Here is a 17,139-nt window from a genome sequence, read left to right as displayed (position 1 = left end):
TTATGGTATAATCAGGCAATATGGAAAATACATTTGAAGCACTACAGATTAGTGCAGAAACGCAGAAGGCTTTGACTGCCTTAAACTATACGACACCTACTCAGGTGCAACAAGCAGTGATTACAACATTTGCTAAAGGTCAAGATTTATTAGTCAAATCACAAACAGGGAGTGGCAAGACAGCAGCTTTTGCCATTCCTTTAGTCGAAAATATCGTCTGGGAAGAACGTCGCCCGCAGGCTATTGTCCTAGCACCAACGCGTGAGTTGGCGCTACAAATTGGCGAGGAAATCTTTAACATTGGACGTTTTAAGCGGATTAAAGTCGAAACTTTAATCGGTCATTCTTCTTTTCAAGCGCAGGCGCGTAACCTTAAAGAGCGGACGCACGTCGTTGTCGCGACACCCGGCCGATTGTTGGATCATATCGACCAAGGCAGGATTCAGCTTGATCAAGTCAAGTTCGTTGTCTTAGATGAAGTCGATGAGATGCTCAGCATGGGCTTTATGGAGCAGGTGGATGCGATTTTTGAGCAGTTGCCAGTCAAGCGTCAAGTTGCTTTGTTTTCAGCGACCCTACCGCAAGCGGTCATGGATGTGTCGGACTTTTATATCAAACAACCTGCATTGATTGAAGTAAAGGCGACAAATACCGTGGCAAAACGGATTGAACAGACTTTCTACTTGGTTGATAAAGCTGACAAGTTAGAGAACCTCTACCAACTCTTAGTACTTGGCAATCCTGACTCAGCTATCATTTTTGCTAATACTCGGGCAGCAGTTGATGCCATCGCAGATTTCTTGGCTCAGAAAAATGTTAAGGCAGAGACCTTGCATGGCGGTATGGAACAACGTGATAGAACGCGTGTCATTAACGACTTTAAACACAACTATTTTAGATTTTTGATTGCGACAGATGTTGCGGCGCGTGGCATTGATGTGGCTGATATAGCAGCGGTTTATAACTATGATTTGCCTGATAATCCTGAAAGTTATACACATCGTATCGGACGGACAGCACGCTTTGAAAAAACGGGACAGGCTGTTTCTTTGGTCAGCAGTGCCCAAAGAAGTGATTTTGCTAAAATTGAGTCTGCGCAGCTGACTATCGATGCTGAAATCACTGAGATGCAACTGCCAAGTATCAGTCTATTCGAAAAGCGCTTACCTACATTTACCGCCAAGCAAAAACGTGAAATGATTGTCAAAACAGCGAAAAGTGCTGTTTTTAAGGCTGATATCATGAAATTGCATATCAATGCCGGCAAGAAAACGAAGTTGCGAGCAGGTGATGTGGTTGGTGCGATTACCAATATACCAGGAATTACTGGTGATGATATTGGGGTTATCTCAATTATTGATGTGTCGACTTTTGTCGAGATTTTGAACGGTAAAGGCAAGCAAGTGCTCAAGGCGCTGCAAACTGAGAAAATCAAAGGCCGCGTGCGCAAGGTATCCCGTGCTAATGCTGGAAAATATGAATAAAATCAATAGCACTGCGCCTTGAAAAGGGACAGTGCTATTATTATGATGCTTAATAAATAGAATAAAACGGTAGAAATCCCAGGCTTATCTCATATTAGAACTACTGATTATTAAATCAAAAATAATGTTTCACGATAACCTGGAGGTGCAGGTTTTAATGGTTTAAAGGTTTTGCCAACAACATACCCGAAAACATACCCGACACCATTCCAGAGCCAATCTGCCCCTCCACCTGAAATTTGTACCAAATCATCATCCGTCAAAGTGATAAATTGTTTTCCATCATAATTATTCATTTTTTCTTCCTTTCTCTTTTTTTCCCTTTTTAATATCCGCCCCTAACCAAAATATCCCTATAAAGTTAAAAAGAGTTTGTCCAACTATGCGATAACCGATATTTACAGGTTTGTTTAGAAGATTTGCCTCAATTATGCCTAGACTTAAACTAAGTAAAACAATAAAAATTAAATGGAAGAATTTATTTTTAATCGTCCTACAAGAAATGCTGTAACCTAAAAAAATCGATAATGAAAAGGTGCAGGTACTTAAAAAGTTATTTCTTTCAATTTGTCCAACTGATAACATATAAGTTAATACAAAAGGTATAATTAGCCCAACGACTAATAGTTTATGTTTAGCTTTCATTTATTTTCTTGTCGCATTGAACCCTTTTTTAAATCCTGCAATGATTTGGTCTGAATTGGCATATATTTCGTAAGTTAAGAAACCTACAAACCACGGAATAGCAGCACCCTCGACAATTAACATCTCGTCTTCAGTGAGTACTGAAAAATTATTAAGTTCAGTTACATTATTTAATTTTGTGTTTGACATATAGTTTGTCTCCTATAATTTAGGACAACATTTCCGAAGAAAGGCAGTCGTTTTTTATATCGTAAGTTGTCACTTATTGCAATAATTTAGTAACAAAATAAGATTTACTTTTTTGTCGGCGCCAACTCAAGCCAAGTTATTTCGTTACATACTTAGTATAGCGGAATTTTATCGCTTAAAAGTCAAGATATCATAAATGGCATGAAATATGGCAAATATGACCAAAACTTTGTATAACTGACATTTAAATGCCCTGACTGACATCAGTACAGTGCGTAAAGTATCTCGTGCCACTACTAGGAATTATGAGCTAACTGGTTGAGGGATTTTAAACATTTATAAAAATAGGTTGGGATAAAAAAATAGGCTATGAATGATTTCTAATGTTAATAGAAATCATTCATAGCCTATTTTTGTGTCATTTTCTCCAAAAATGTAAAACGACATTATAATTCATTGAAAACAATGCGAAACTGGTATTCTTTTGGCAAAACAATGCGAAATCGGTAAGAAAATTGCTGTTTTTGTACGAAATCGGTATTCTTTTGGCAAAACAATACGAAATCGGTAAAATAAGTTGTTCTTATATCATCCTTTCAACGAATAATACAAAAAAAGAGAAAAATAAACCTGCTAGTCCACTTTTCTCTTTTGGTGAATGAGGACTTTTGTCTTATCCCCTTTTTATTTTTGCAAACAAACGCTAGACTTTATGTTTAAATGGTACTTTCATAAGCTATGACTTGGGCAGAGGGGTATTTGTTACTCAAGGATTTAAGGGGCGATTATCTGGAGAGAGTTATTGTGATACATTTGCTGTGATTGGAAGGCTTTGCCAACTGTCAAAAATTTTTATCAAAAAAAATCTCGTGAAAGACTTGACAAAATAAAATGCTAAGGTTACAATGGCATTGTAAGTTGGTTCGGAAAACGAACCAAAAAATATCACGAATGACCACCGCTTGGACGGAGCGCAAGCGTAAGTCAAGTTTCAAGATTTCATGACATGAAATCGCAGAAAGGACAGGATATGGCATATGTATTAGGCATTGATTTAGGGACGAGCTCGCTCAAAGGTCTTTTGATGACCGAGAGGGGCGATGTTGTCGGTGAAGCAAGTGCAGCTTACCCGATTTTGACACCGCAAACTGGCTTGAGCGAGCAAGAGCCAGACCAATGGCTTGAGGCAGCGAAAAAAGTTATCACAGCGCTGATTCAAACGACTCCAGACATGACAACCCAACTTCAGGGCATCAGTTTTTCGGGTCAAATGCACAGTTTGGTGGTGTTAGATGAAAACAAACAGTCGATCCGACCAGCTATTCTTTGGAATGATGTGCGGACAAGTAAGCAATGTCGAGAAATCACTGAAAAAGCAGGCGATTTAGTTCTAGGCCTAACCAAAAACATTGCCTTAGAAGGTTTTACGCTACCCAAAATCCTCTGGATTCAAGAAAATGAACCTGAGAATTGGGAAAAAGTCCGCTACATGATGTTGCCAAAAGATTATTTAGGCTTTTGGTTGACGGGCACTTTTGCGACAGATTTTTCAGACGCAGCAGGAACTTTGCTACTTGATATCGCCAAAAAAGAATGGGCACAGCCAATCTTTGATACCTTTGACATTCCAGCTGAGCGCTTGCCAAAACTCTTTGAATCCCAAGACCAGATTGGCGTGTTAACAGATGACATTAAAGCAATGTTTGGCTTTGAAGTTGATGTACCAGTCTTTGCAGGCGGCGCAGATAATGCGTGTGCGGCTGTTGGGTCGGGTATTATTCAAGATGGTGCAGGCATGTGCTCTATCGGGACAAGTGGTGTCTTCTTATCATTTGAAAACGATGCACTTGCAGATTATCAAGGCAAACTCCACCTCTTTAACCATGCAGCTAAGGGTGATTATTACTCAATGGGTGTGACACTAGCTGCCGGCAATAGCTTGGATTGGTTCAAAAATACTTTCGCAGCAGATAAAAGCTTTCCAGAATTACTCGGCGGTATATCTGAACTCAAACCGGGTGCAGATGGCTTGTTATTCACACCTTATATCGTAGGAGAGCGAACACCGCACGTGGATAGTCAAATTCGTGGGTCGTTTATCGGCATTGACACGCATCACACCTTGACACATTTTGCAAAAGCAGTGCTTGAAGGGATTACTTTCTCACTAAAAGATTCGCAAGTGATGATGGAAACTGTTGCCGGTCGTCATTTTGACCGAATCGTTTCTGTCGGAGGTGGCGCCAAAAATCCTGACTGGTTACAAATGCAAGCAGATATTTTCAATGCAACAATTGTGAATTTGACGGTTGAGCAAGGCCCAGGACTTGGCGCAGCCATGCTTGCTGCCATTGGTGCAGGTTGGTTTGATAACGCTGCCGAGGCTGCTGAAGTCTTTGTGCATTATAAAGATGAATTCACACCAAATCCTGACCATGTTGCAGCCTATGCTAAACTTTATGGACTCTACACACAAGTTTACGGTGCAACCAAGGCACTAAGTCATGACTTACTGGATTTAAACTAAAATTTATAGATAACTTACTTACTATTTGAGGAGAGAGAAAAGAAAATGACAGATTATAACTCGGCAACCTATCTTGGGAAAGTTGATGCTTGGTGGCGGACAGCTAACTATATTGCTGTTGCTCAAATGTATCTGAAAAACAACCCTTTATTGAAAACAGAAATCCAAAAAGAAGATGTCAAAAATCATCCGATTGGACACTGGGGAACAATTGCCGGTCAAAACTTTATTTATGCACATCTTAATCGCGCGATTAATAAATATGACCTTAATATGTTCTACATTGAAGGACCAGGTCATGGTGGGCAAGTCATGGTGGCTAACTCCTACATTGATGGCAGCTATACTGAAATTTACCCAGAAATCACGCAAGATGAGGCAGGCTTTAAACAGTTATGTAAAATTTTCTCCTTCCCTGGCGGGATTACCTCTCACGCTGCGCCAGAAACACCAGGCTCAATCCATGAAGGTGGCGAGTTAGGCTATGCACTTTCTCATGCAACTGGTGCGATTTTGGACAATCCAGACGTGATTGCAGCGACAGTTATTGGTGATGGTGAGGCTGAAACTGGTCCACTTGCTGCAGGGTGGTTCTCAAATACCTTCATCAATCCAGTCAATGATGGTGCAGTTTTGCCGATTCTTTATCTCAATGGCGGTAAAATTTCGAATCCGACGATTTTGGAACGCAAATCGGATGCTGATTTAACCAAATATTTTGAAGGCCTCGGTTGGGATCCGATTTTTGTGTCAGGCACTGATGCGACTGAAGTTCATCCTGTTATGGCTGAAAAATTAGACCAAGCGATTGAAAAAATCAAGGCGATTCAAACGAAAGCGCGTAAAGGTAAAGCAGAAGAGGCAACAATGCCAGCGTGGCCTGTCTTAATCGTTCGGACACCAAAAGGTTGGACAGGTCCCAAAGCTTGGGATAACGAACCAATTGAAGGCGGCTTTCGTGCTCACCAAGTGCCAATTCCAGTGGATGCCCACAATATGGCAAAAATTGATGCCCTCGTTGATTGGTTGAAATCTTATCGGCCAGAAGAGTTGTTCGATGAAAATGGGACAATTCGCGATGAAGTTCGAGAGATTTCACCAAAAGGTGATCGTCGGATGTCAACCAATCCCGTGACAAATGGTGGAATTGATCCGAAACCGATGGTCATTACAGATTGGAAAAAACACGCGCTTGACTTTGAGCCAGGCAGTATTTCAGCGCAAGACATGGTTGAGTTTGGGAAATTTGCCAAAGACTTAATCGTGGCCAATCCAGACAACTTCCGAATTTTTGGTCCAGATGAAACAAAATCAAACCGACTCACATCAGTCTTTGATATGACCAACCGACAATGGTTGGGTGCTAAAAAAGAAGACTATGATGAATGGGTGTCGCCAGTTGGACGTGTCATTGATGGTCAGTTATCTGAGCATCAATGTGAAGGATTTTTAGAAGGCTACGTCTTGACAGGGCGTCACGGTTTCTTTGCCAGCTATGAAGCTTTCTTCCGTGTTGTGGACTCGATGATTACTCAACATTTCAAATGGTTGCGTAAAGCTAAAGAACAACCTTGGCGTAAGCACTATCCTTCACTTAACTTGGTTGCGACTTCAACCGTTTTCCAACAAGACCATAATGGCTATACCCACCAAGATCCGGGTCTCTTAACGCATCTATCTGAGAAGAAACCAGAATTTATCCGTGAATACTTGCCAGCAGATACCAATACCATGTTGGCTGTTATGGCTGAAACATTGGTATCAGAAGAATTGATTAACTTGATTGTTTGTTCAAAACAACCACGTGCGCAATTCTATTCGGCACAAGAAGCTGAAATCTTGGTCAAAGAAGGCTTGAAAGTCATTGATTGGGCGTCAACTGTTGCTGCAGATGAAACACCTGATTTGGTGATTGCTGCTGCAGGTACAGAGCCAAACTTAGAGGCGCTTGCTGCGGTAACGATTCTTAAAGCGACTTATCCTGAGCTTAAAATTCGTTTTGTCAATGTCGTTGATTTGCTTAAATTGCGTCATCCAAATGTTGACCCTCGTGGTTTGACAGACGCGGAATTTGACGCTTACTTCACGACGGATAAACCAATTGTCTTTGCTTTCCATGGTTATGAAGGCTTGATTCGTGACATCTTCTTTGATCGTCATAACCACAATGTCTTTATCCATGGTTACCGTGAAAATGGGGATATCACAACCCAATTTGATATGCGTGTCTTTAGTGAAATGGACCGTTTCCACTTGGCACAAGATGCAGCAAATGCCGTCTATGGTACGGATGCATCAGCCTTTTCACAAAAAATGACCGATACCATTAACTTCCACCATGACTACATCCGTGCCAATGGTGAAGATATTCCAGAAGTTGAAAACTGGCATTGATCTTAATTTAAACTGATTGTTCTAGAGAATTGTAGTCTGCATCAACACCTAACCACCTGTTGGTGACTTGATTACGATACAAATATTGTGCCTCCTTAGCTAATTTTGACATTAAATCAACTACGATTCTCTATTCAATATTATTATATAATCTAGGTACTAGACGACATAATGCAAAAGATGTGCGTTCCCTGCTGTCAAGGGAGTGCATATTTTTGTTAATTATCAATCCAAAGTCATGTTACAATAAACATGTCAAGTTTCAAGGTTTTATGAAGTGAAATCGCAGAAAGACTTTGAGCGGACGCAGTTCGCGAATGACCCCGCTTGGCAGGAGCGTGAGCGGATGTCAAGTTTCAAGGTTTCATGAAATGAAATCGCAGAAAGGTAAAAATATGAGTGTAAAAGTCGAAAAGGTTAGCATGGGTGAGGGGAAGACAACCCAACTAGTTAGAATAGAAAATGAGCGTCTTACAGTTGAATTAGTTGCTTATGGGGCACATTTATATCGTGTCTTGGCTAGGGATAGATATGGTATAGCTAAAAATGTCGTTCTCAATGTGACACCAATTTCAGCATTAGCCACTGATTTACAGTATTTTGGTGCGACCGTAGGCCCAGTCGCGGGTCGAATTAAACAAGCGCAAATTGGTGCACTAAGCTTAGAAGCCAACGAAAATGCTAATTCACTCCATAGTGGCTCGCAAGGCTGGTCATTCCAAGAATGGGACTTGGATTGGCAAGAAACAGATGATAAGATTACTGTCATTTTCAGTTATGTCGATCATCAATCTGGTTTTCCTGGTCCAATCACGGCGCAAGTCATGTATCGCTTGATAGGAGAAGATCTCAGTATTACTTTTACGGGGGAATCACCTGTTGAGACCTTCTTTAATCCCACCAATCATGGTTATTTCAACCTTAGTGGTGAGTTGAAAACAGATATTCGCAAACAAATGCTTGAAATTTCAGCACCTCATATTTTGGCTACTGACGGTGAGCTAATACCGACAGGAACATTTTTACCTGTCGCAGAGACGCCTTATGACTTCACAACAGCTAAGCCACTCGAAACTGTGCTAAACGAGCTGCCAAGTGGTTTAGATACAGCTTTCGTTTTTGATGACAATGCGCGTGAACACCGTGTCAGTTTGTACGACAAAGCAAGTGGCAGACAACTAGACGTGACGAGTGAGGCTGGGAGTGTTATTATTTACAGCGCGAGTGGATGGAACCGAGATACTCAGGTAAACTATCATCCGATGACAAAAGAGTTAGGATTAGCGATTGAATTTCAGGAGTTACCTGATTTACCGCATCATCCAGAATGGGGAAGTATTGCACTTTTACCGGATGAAAAAATTTCAAAGACAATTCATTATAGATTTGGAGTTAACTAAAATGGTCAAAACAGTCATTAGTGTAACGGGAGACTATTATCATGAGGGAAAGGACACTAATCAGTATCTTCAACGTGTTTTAAGTTTGCTTGATGAGCCTGTTATCTATGAAAACGTCCCTTTAGATGCCTTAAGTGATGCACTCTCCAAAAATCCAGATTTAATTATCCTATCGGCTGAAAATCAACGGACGCCGCAACAAACAGACCTAAGAGAATGGCTAACGCCAGAAATGAGTCAATTAATCACAACTTATGTCGAGCATGGTGGCAGTTGGTTGGGGTTGCATTCGGGTATGTCCAACTATCCGACGGATTCAGGGTATATCCAGATGTTAAAAGGTTATTTTATCCAACATCCAGAGCCTTTGCCAGTGACTTATAAGTGTGATTTGGTTGAGACGCCAAGTCAGTTTGTTATTCAGGATGAGCATTACCAAGTTGGTTTTGTTGATGATTATACGCATATTTTTCTGCGCAGTTTTTCGGATGCGGGTGAATCGGATGCGGGTTGGCGACATTTTTATGGGAGTGGTAAGGTTGCTGGGTATGTACCTGCTCACGATATTTCGGGGATGCTTGAACAACACAATTTAGCACTCTTAAAAACGGTTATCGATTGGCTATTAAAACATCAATCTAGTGTTAGGTGGAAACAGTATTTAAAAGCATAATTGCTTGTTAAGCGCAGTGGTGCGGTAATATAAGATGAAAATAGGTTCAGGTTGCTGAATCTATTTTTTTTGATTGAAACAGTTTCATTTGGAGAAAATTTGTAAAAAATAATATTAATTTGTAAAAAAGTTAAAAAAGGTGTTGACAAAAATTGTGCAAGCGGTTACAATAAGAGTTTAAGTTAGTTCATCGAACAATCTAACTAAAGTGTTGAAGTGTTGTTGGTTAGGAAAAACGTCAATAAATCAATGAATAAAGCGTTTGTCTATCAAACAACCTAACTAGAGGTTTAGGCTCTTTGGAGAGTCGGGGGAAGAAAGAATGTCATATTTTACAGAAGTAGTAAAAAATCAGTGTAGGGATATCGGTAGTAGAATCTTTTCGTATTCGGTCGCGATAGTCTAGGTAAAGAGATTGAAGTCAAAATATTGAAAGAAAATCTTCGTTTTGCGATTACCTGTTAGCAGATGATATGGCAGCGAAGAAGTTCTTGAGAGCTTAACTGAATATTCGTTTTAATCTGGTGAAGACATCGCAGATGAATCAAGTCATAATGAGCATGCGAAATCACATATTAACGATTATTGGATTTAAACATTAAATAGGATACATATTATCGCTTAGGGAGAACCCCTAGAAAATAAAAAATTTAAGGAGCTTAAAAAATGAAAAAATGGCAAAAAGTTGCACTGAGTGCAGTTACTGTTCTATCTGTTGTAACATTGGCAGCAGGGTGTTCGGCGGGTAAGAAAAATAAAGCGACATCAGACAATAAAGGTGCCGTCCAAATCAGCTTTAGCTGGTGGGGAAATGATGACCGTCACAAAGCAACACAAGATATGATTAATGGCTTTGAAAAAGAGCATAAAGACATCAAGGTCAAAGGTGAACCTAGTGGTTTTGGTGATTTGGACCAAGTCTTCACAACTCGTTATGCGGGTAATACACTTGCAGATGTCACAACTTTGCTTTATAACTGGGTCCCTCAGTTTGGGCAAAATGGCGGATTCTACGACCTGTCTACAATCAAAAGTTTAGATTTATCAACTTACGATAAAGATTTCTTGAAATTTGGTCAGGTTGATGGCAAACAAGTTGCTGTACCTTACGGACAAAATACCTTGGTGATGTATGTCAATAAAACGGCCTATGAGCGCAATGATATTGATGTTGCATCACTTAAAACTTGGGATGACTATGCAGCGGCAGCTAAGAAGTTACCAGAAGGGTCATTTATGATTGCCTCGCCAACTTGGCGTTTCCCTGTTACCAACTGGTTGCAACAAAAAACTGGTAAGGCTGAATTTGATGAAAAAGGTGACTTAAACTGGTCTGAACAGGATTACTTAGATGGTATGACTTGGTACAAAGAAATGGCAGATGCGCACGTCTTCGTCTCACGTAAAGATTACCTTGAAAATGTCGGCACTGAGCCTGTTTCATTAGCGATAAATAAAAAATGGTTGGACGGCGAATATGGTGGCGGAATTGGTTGGAATGCCGGTATCACATCTGACTATGAATCGCTTAAAGAGGTTGGTGATGAGTTAGTTATCGTTGATTATCCAATCGCTAAAGGCGGTAAAAAAGTTAATCTTTTATCTAAACCCTCCCTTTTATTCGGTGTCAAGAAAAATGAAAAGAACCTAGAACAAGTTGGTACTTTCCTTAATGATTTCTTGAACGGTGAAGAAGCGAACAAAACGTTAGGCCTTTCGCGTGGTATCCCTGCCTCAAGTAAGGCAGTTGATGTTTTGACTAAAGATGGTAAATTAACTGGTTTCATGAAGGATGGTTTTGATTACGCACAAGATGCTGTGAAAATTAATGAAACACCATTCTATGAAGATGGTACTTTGACAACGATTTACACAACTGAAATCGAAGCTGTTGAGCTTGGTAAAACAGATTTGAAGACAGCGGCTAAAAATGTTTACACTAAAACAAAAGATCAAGCTGCCAAACTTGCCAAAGATTATAAATTGAAATAATCAGTCCGTATTATGGGAACAAATATTAATTATTTGTTCCTATAATCATTTATAGCGTATAGACTCATTCATCTATATCTTTTAGAAAGGTTAACCAATGAAAAATAAAAAAATTGGATTACTTTTTGTGGAACCTTGGCTTGTTGGCTTTGTGGTGTTGACAATCTGGCCGATTTTATCATCGTTCTATTATGCGTTGACAGACTATTGATAAAGATTTTTTATTGGAAAGTACCTTAGCAAAGTCCTTGTTCCATGATGCTGCTGAAAACTTACCGATTATTGATTACCACTGTCATTTGGATCCAAAACAAATTGCTGAAAATAGTCGGTTTTTATCGATAACAGCATTGTGGCTTGAGGGTGACCATTATAAGTGGCGTGCCATGCGCGCGTGCGGCATACCGGAATCAGAGATTACTGGTGATGCGAGCGACTGGGAAAAATTTTATGCTTGGGCGCAAACAGTCGAGCGATTACTTGGCAATCCTTTATACCATTGGACGCATCTGGAGTTAAAACAAGTTTTCGACATAACAGAACTTTTAACGGCAGAGAGCGCATCTAGGATTTATAAAGCCTGTAATGATTATCTAGCTAAACATGAAGTAACAGCACAATCTTTGATTTTGGCATCTCATGTGAAGTATATCGGTACAACTGATGATATGTTGAGTGATTTGCAGTTTCATCAACAAATTGCTACTTCGGATTTTCCGTGTATCGTTGCGCCAAGTTTTAGACCTGATCCAGTCATTGCGATTGAAAACCCCAATTTTATCGAGTATATTCAGAAGATTTCTGATTTCAGGGGTTCTCGGGTTGCGACCTTTGCTGAGTTAATGTCTTTTTTAGAGCAGCGTTTGCAGTACTTCACTGAAAATGGCGGCAGAGTCAGCGATCACGGTTTTACATACATACTTTATGATGAGGCAACACCTGAAGAGTTGGATAGCATTTTCAAAAAAGCACTTCGCAATCAACCACTTGAGCGACATGAAATTGCCAAATGGCAAGGTCAGATGATGGTGGCACTAGGTAAACTTTATAAGCGTTATGATTGGGTCATGCAACTTCACTTTGGTGCCGCCCGAAGTACGAATACACGCTTATTTAAGCTCGTGGGCGCTGATACAGGAGGTGACTCAATTTATGATCAAGCCGATTTAGCCCTGCATTTGGATCGACTGTTAGATGCACTAGATAAAACCAATGATTTACCGAGGACAATTTTATACAATACCAACCCAACACAAAACGACATGATTGTTAGCACTTGTGGTAATTTCCAGATGAATGACGATGGCATCAAAAGTCGTGTCCAATTTGGTGCTGGCTGGTGGTTTAATGATACTTACCGTGGAATGATTCGTCAGATGGAGAGCTTAGCTGATAATGGCGTACTCATGAATTTTATTGGTATGTTGACTGATTCACGCAGTTTCTTGAGTTACTCAAGGCATGATTATTTTCGTCGAATTTTGGCAAATTATATCGCAGAAAAAGTAGAATTGGGTTTTTATCCAGATGATACAACCCTACTACGCCAGATGATAGAGGGAATTAGCTACACGAATGCTAAAGACTATTTTAAATTTGAACAGTTGAAAGAGTCAAGCCTTTAAAGCATAGAAATGGAGTATTTGGATGAAAATTACAGAAAATTACTTAACAGAACGTGACCGATTTTCAGATAAAAATATAAACACACCCAATTATGACGAGCAGATTGTTCGGCAAAAAACACAAGAAAATCCTGAGTGGGTCCACTTTGGTGGTGGCAATCTTTACAGATGTTTCCATGGTCAGATTGCACAAGATTTATTAAATGCAGGCGAACTTGAAACTGGGATTATCCTCGTCGAAACTTTTGGTGAAGATATGATTGACGAGCTTTATCACGGCTTTAACAATCGCTCATTGAGCGTTGTGATGAAGTCAGACGGCACGTTTAACAAAGAACTGCTCGCATCCACTGCCGAAAGCCTATTTGCTCATGCCAGTCGCCCCGAGGACATGGCAAGACTAGTTGACGTTTTTCAAAATCCGAGTCTAAAATTAGTCACCCTAACAATTACTGAAAAAGGCTACATCATTAAAGATTCCTCGGGGCAACTCATGTCGCAAGTCGCGCAAGACCTTCGAACAACCATTAGTTTTGAAAATTTGCAACACACCATGTCTAAATTGACCTACCTACTTTTGAAAAGATTTCTAGCAGGTGGAGCACCACTAGCCGTTCTTTCAACCGATAATTTCTCGCATAATGGCGACAGGCTAAAAGCAACGGTTTTAGAAATTGCGCAAGGTTGGCAAAAAATAGGCCATGTCACACAAGCATTTGTTGATTATCTAGCGACGGGAGATAAAGTTAGTTTTCCATATTCGATGATTGACCGCATTACACCTCTGCCAAATCAAGCCATAGCCGAAAAACTAACATCAGAAGGTATTGAAGACATGGTCCCCTTCATTTCAGCCAAGCAAAAAATGTTATTGTCTGCCTTTGTCAATACAGAAGAAGTCCACTATCTCGCCATTGAAGATGATTTTCCAAATGGTCGACCAGCCTTTGAAAAAGCGAGTGGCGTCTTGTTAGGAAATCGCGAAACGATTAACAAGGCTGATTTAATGAAAGTCTGCACCTGTTTAAATCCTCTTCACACAACGCTTGCCATATTTGGTTGTTTACTTGGATTTGAACGAATTTATAAGGAAGTTCAGGATAAAGATTTGCTGAGCTTAATTGAACAAGTTGGCTTTATTGAAGGGTTACCGGTTGTTGAAAATCCAGAGATTATCAATCCAGTAGATTTTATCAAAGAAGTCATCTATCAGCGATTTGCCAATCCGAATATTCCAGATATGCCACAACGGATTGCATCGGATATGTCTCAGAAAATTGGGACTCGTTTTGGTGAAACTCTGAAAGCCTATGTGGCAGCACCAGATAAGGATGTACGTGCATTAACTTTTATTCCTTTAACGATTGCAGCATGGTGTCGCTATCTACTAGCAATTGATGATAAAGGTGAGACATTTGAAGTCAGCCCAGACCCACTATTAACAGAATTACAGGCACACTTAGCTACAGTTACTCTGGGTGGTGAAATAGATGCACACGCGATTTTACGACCGATTTTAAGCAAGCAAGCCATTTTTGGTGTTGATTTACTAGAAATTGGCCTAGCTGAAAAGATCGAACATTTTTTTGAGCAAATGATCCAAGCACCGGGCAGTGTAAGACGCGTGCTACAAGAAACGTTAGCAATACATGCTAAAAACATCAGAAAGTAGGCAATAATATGAAAATGACAATGCGTTGGTATGGTAAAAATGATGATCCAGTAAAAATTGAAAATATCCGTCAAATCCCTGGTATGACAGGTGTTGTAGGTGCTTTGTTTGATGTGCCAGTTGGTGAAGTATGGCCAGAAGATAAAATCAAAGCGCTAAAAGATGATGTTGTTGCAGCCGGTTTAGAACTAGAAGTTATTGAGTCCGTGAACATCCATGAAGATATCAAGCTTGGCTTGCCGTCACGTGAGCGTTATATTGAAAATTATAAAGAAACGATTCGTCGTTTAGCAAAAATCGGTATTAAAGTCATTTGTTATAATTTCATGCCAGTATTTGATTGGATGAAAACAGAGATGGCCTATCAGCTTGAAGATGGCTCGACGACAATGGCTTTCTTTCTTGAAGGCGTCCAAAAATCGCCAGAAGAGGTCGCTAATGATGTTTTATCTCAAAATGCAGGAACTGTTTTACCAGGATGGGAACCTGAACGTTTGGCAGATGTGACTAAACTCATTGCGCAATATCAAGATGTAACCGAAACTGATCTTAGAGCTAATCTCAAATATTTCTTAGAACAGATCATCCCAGTTTGTGAGGAAGTTGATATCAAGATGGGGATTCATCCTGATGATCCACCTTATTCAATTTTTGGTCTACCGCGTATTGTCAAAAATCGTGATGACTTAGACTTCATCTGCCAAGCTGTTGATTCGCCATATAATGGCATTACTTTCTGCACAGGCTCTATCGGTGAAGACCCTGATAATGACCTAGTTGCAATCGTTGCTGAGTTTGCCAAGCGAGATCGAATTCCCTTTGCACATGTTCGTAATGTTAAGTTTATTGGTGATAATGGTAAAGATTGTTATGAATCTGCACATTATAGTGCTTATGGGTCACATGATATGTTTAACATCATGGCAGCCCTCTATGACAATGGTTTTGATGGCTATATTCGGCCCGACCATGGTCGGATGATTTGGGGAGAAACAGGTCGTCCGGGTTACGGTTTATACGATCGTGCCTTAGGTGCCATGTACTTAACAGGTTTGTGGGAGGCTTTGGAAAAACGCCAAGTGAAGTAATCTACTTTGTTCGCTTAGCGTTAGAAAAGAGATGAAGGATTGACATCATGAAAAAGCAAAAGATACTCAAAAAATTAGAAGATGCAGGAGTTATCGCCGTTGTTCGTGGCCGTTCTAAAGAAGAGGCAATTAAAGCATCACAAGCCCTTGTTACAGGAGGAGTTGTTGGTCTTGAAGTGACTTTTACAGTGCCAAATGCTGTTCAAGTGATTGAGACATTAAGTGCACAATATCAAGGGGATGAAAAAGTTGTTGTTGGCGCTGGGACTGTCCTTGATGCAGTAACTGCTCGTCTTGCTATTATGGCAGGTGCCGAGTTTGTTGTTAGTCCGACATTTGATTTAGAAACAGCTGAAATTTGTAATCTATATCAAATGCCATACCTACCTGGATGCATGACCATTACGGAAATGAAAGTAGCGCTCAAGGCAGGAGCAGACATCATCAAACTTTTCCCAGGCAGTGCCTATGGTCCAAGTATAATCTCAGGTTTTAAAGCACCGATGCCGCAATTAAATATCATGCCCACAGGTGGTGTCTCGCTAGAAAATATGGCAGAGTGGTTTAGAGCAGGAGTTGTAGCGGTTGGTGTAGGAGGCAATCTTCTTGCACCTGCAACTAAAGGAGATTTTGAAGGTGTGACAGCTATTGCCAAACAATATGCTGAAAAATATGCTGAAATTAAAAACCAATCGGTAGGTGTCTCATGAAAGTTTTAACTTTAGGTGAAATGATGTTGCGTTTATCAACACTAGCGGGTCAACGTTTGACAAGAGTGTCAAGCCTTAACGGTCATTATGGTGGCGGGAGGCAAATGTTGCCATATCTCTCGCAAACTTTGGGCATGAGGCTTACTTTGCTAGTCTTGTTCCTGATAATTTGTTGGGATTAGGGGTCAAGCAACATCTGGAAACCTATGGTGTTCATACAGATTATTTGCAATTTGGCGGTGAGCGTCTAGGGACCTATTATTTACCCGAATTGCTAGTTAATTTCATTGGAAAATAAATAAGTCGTGCTATCCTAATCTTAAACCACTACGCATTAGAAAGCGCACGACTTATATGACTTATAATAGCACACTTCCAAAAGTTTTTGTTTATTTACTGACAACCATTGAGACGCTTTATCAAAAGAGTGTTCCCCTTGAGGTTCAAAACCGAAAGAACGTCCATCTCGCAACATCAGATTGCTTAGTTATCGCTTGTTACCTATGGGGCGTACTGCATTTTAGTGAAACGCTTAAAGCTAAACACCAACTTGCTCAAAGTTTATTTCCTAATTTCCTAGAATATTCTCGCTTTGTCCGCCGTTGTAATGCCGTCTTACCGAGTATCCAAGTCATTCGCCAAGCACTCGTCTTTAAAGAGGTTGAAGGAATTAGTGTATCCATTATTGACAGCTTCCCCATTCCTTTGTGTCAGCCTATTCGTAATTTCAGAAGCAAAGT

14 protein-coding genes and 1 pseudogene are annotated in these 17,139 nt (G+C 40.2%); 12 read left to right on the top strand and 3 right to left on the bottom strand.

Annotation, left to right across the window (positions count from 1 at the left end):
• Positions 1 to 20 precede the first annotated feature (20 nt).
• Positions 21 to 1,484, top strand: a complete 1,464-nt coding sequence (locus HZR21_RS05900) for a DEAD/DEAH box helicase (protein WP_180746863.1) — start codon at positions 21 to 23, stop codon at positions 1,482 to 1,484.
• A gap of 110 nt (positions 1,485 to 1,594) precedes the next feature.
• On the opposite strand, the gene HZR21_RS05895 is transcribed toward HZR21_RS05900, so the two are convergent.
• The 3 genes from HZR21_RS05895 to HZR21_RS05885 are packed head-to-tail and all read right to left on the bottom strand — an operon-like array spanning position 1,595 to position 2,318.
• Positions 1,595 to 1,780, bottom strand: coding sequence for a hypothetical protein (locus tag HZR21_RS05895; protein ID WP_180746862.1), 186 nt, complete (start codon positions 1,778 to 1,780; stop codon positions 1,595 to 1,597).
• Positions 1,773 to 2,129: a hypothetical protein gene (locus HZR21_RS05890; RefSeq protein ID WP_180746861.1), complete on the bottom strand. Its 357-nt coding sequence runs from the start codon at positions 2,127 to 2,129 to the stop codon at positions 1,773 to 1,775. Before HZR21_RS05890 ends, HZR21_RS05895 begins: the two co-directional genes overlap by 8 nt.
• The gene (locus HZR21_RS05885) at positions 2,130 to 2,318 is read right to left on the bottom strand and encodes a class IIb bacteriocin, lactobin A/cerein 7B family (RefSeq protein WP_180746860.1); all 189 of its coding nucleotides are present in this window, start codon (positions 2,316 to 2,318) and stop codon (positions 2,130 to 2,132) included. It lies immediately after the preceding gene.
• A 1,030-nt stretch (positions 2,319 to 3,348) separates the two neighbouring features.
• Here HZR21_RS05885 and xylB point away from each other — a divergent pair.
• The 11 genes and pseudogenes from xylB to HZR21_RS05830 all read left to right on the top strand — a co-directional run.
• Positions 3,349 to 4,845: a xylulokinase gene (xylB, locus tag HZR21_RS05880; protein ID WP_180746859.1), complete on the top strand. Its 1,497-nt coding sequence runs from the start codon at positions 3,349 to 3,351 to the stop codon at positions 4,843 to 4,845.
• A gap of 45 nt (positions 4,846 to 4,890) precedes the next feature.
• Complete coding sequence (locus HZR21_RS05875; protein ID WP_180746858.1) at positions 4,891 to 7,239, top strand: phosphoketolase family protein; 2,349 nt, start codon at positions 4,891 to 4,893, stop codon at positions 7,237 to 7,239.
• Positions 7,240 to 7,610: 371 nt separating this feature from the next.
• Entirely contained in the window at positions 7,611 to 8,639 is a 1,029-nt protein-coding gene (locus HZR21_RS05870; protein ID WP_180746857.1) for an aldose epimerase family protein, read from the top strand.
• A 1-nt stretch (position 8,640) separates the two neighbouring features.
• A complete protein-coding gene (locus HZR21_RS05865; protein ID WP_180746856.1) occupies positions 8,641 to 9,312 on the top strand; it encodes a ThuA domain-containing protein in 672 nt (223 codons plus the stop codon).
• A gap of 666 nt (positions 9,313 to 9,978) precedes the next feature.
• Positions 9,979 to 11,304 (top strand): ABC transporter substrate-binding protein, encoded by a 1,326-nt coding sequence (locus HZR21_RS05860; protein WP_180746855.1) that lies wholly within the window; start codon positions 9,979 to 9,981, stop codon positions 11,302 to 11,304.
• 224 nt (positions 11,305 to 11,528) lie between these two features.
• Positions 11,529 to 12,929, top strand: coding sequence for a glucuronate isomerase (gene uxaC, locus HZR21_RS05855; protein ID WP_219605578.1), 1,401 nt, complete (start codon positions 11,529 to 11,531; stop codon positions 12,927 to 12,929).
• A 22-nt stretch (positions 12,930 to 12,951) separates the two neighbouring features.
• The gene (locus HZR21_RS05850) at positions 12,952 to 14,601 is read left to right on the top strand and encodes a mannitol dehydrogenase family protein (protein ID WP_180746854.1); all 1,650 of its coding nucleotides are present in this window, start codon (positions 12,952 to 12,954) and stop codon (positions 14,599 to 14,601) included.
• Between the two features lie 8 nt (positions 14,602 to 14,609).
• Positions 14,610 to 15,689 (top strand): mannonate dehydratase, encoded by a 1,080-nt coding sequence (uxuA, locus tag HZR21_RS05845; protein ID WP_180746853.1) that lies wholly within the window; start codon positions 14,610 to 14,612, stop codon positions 15,687 to 15,689.
• A gap of 47 nt (positions 15,690 to 15,736) precedes the next feature.
• Entirely contained in the window at positions 15,737 to 16,399 is a 663-nt protein-coding gene (locus HZR21_RS05840; RefSeq protein ID WP_180746852.1) for a bifunctional 2-keto-4-hydroxyglutarate aldolase/2-keto-3-deoxy-6-phosphogluconate aldolase, read from the top strand.
• Positions 16,396 to 16,664 (top strand): annotated as a pseudogene (locus tag HZR21_RS05835) (PfkB family carbohydrate kinase); the annotation flags it as partial. The gene HZR21_RS05840 and the pseudogene HZR21_RS05835, both read left to right, overlap by 4 nt.
• 89 nt (positions 16,665 to 16,753) lie before the next feature.
• Positions 16,754 to 17,139 (top strand): transposase family protein (locus tag HZR21_RS05830; protein WP_489752619.1); only part of this gene is annotated, 386 nt, incomplete at its 3' end.

Source organism: Pseudolactococcus laudensis (assembly GCF_013449735.1).
Lineage (GTDB): Bacteria > Bacillota > Bacilli > Lactobacillales > Streptococcaceae > Pseudolactococcus > Pseudolactococcus laudensis.
Note: the sequence above shows the minus strand (reverse complement) of the source record. Positions and strands in the feature narration are given on the sequence as shown.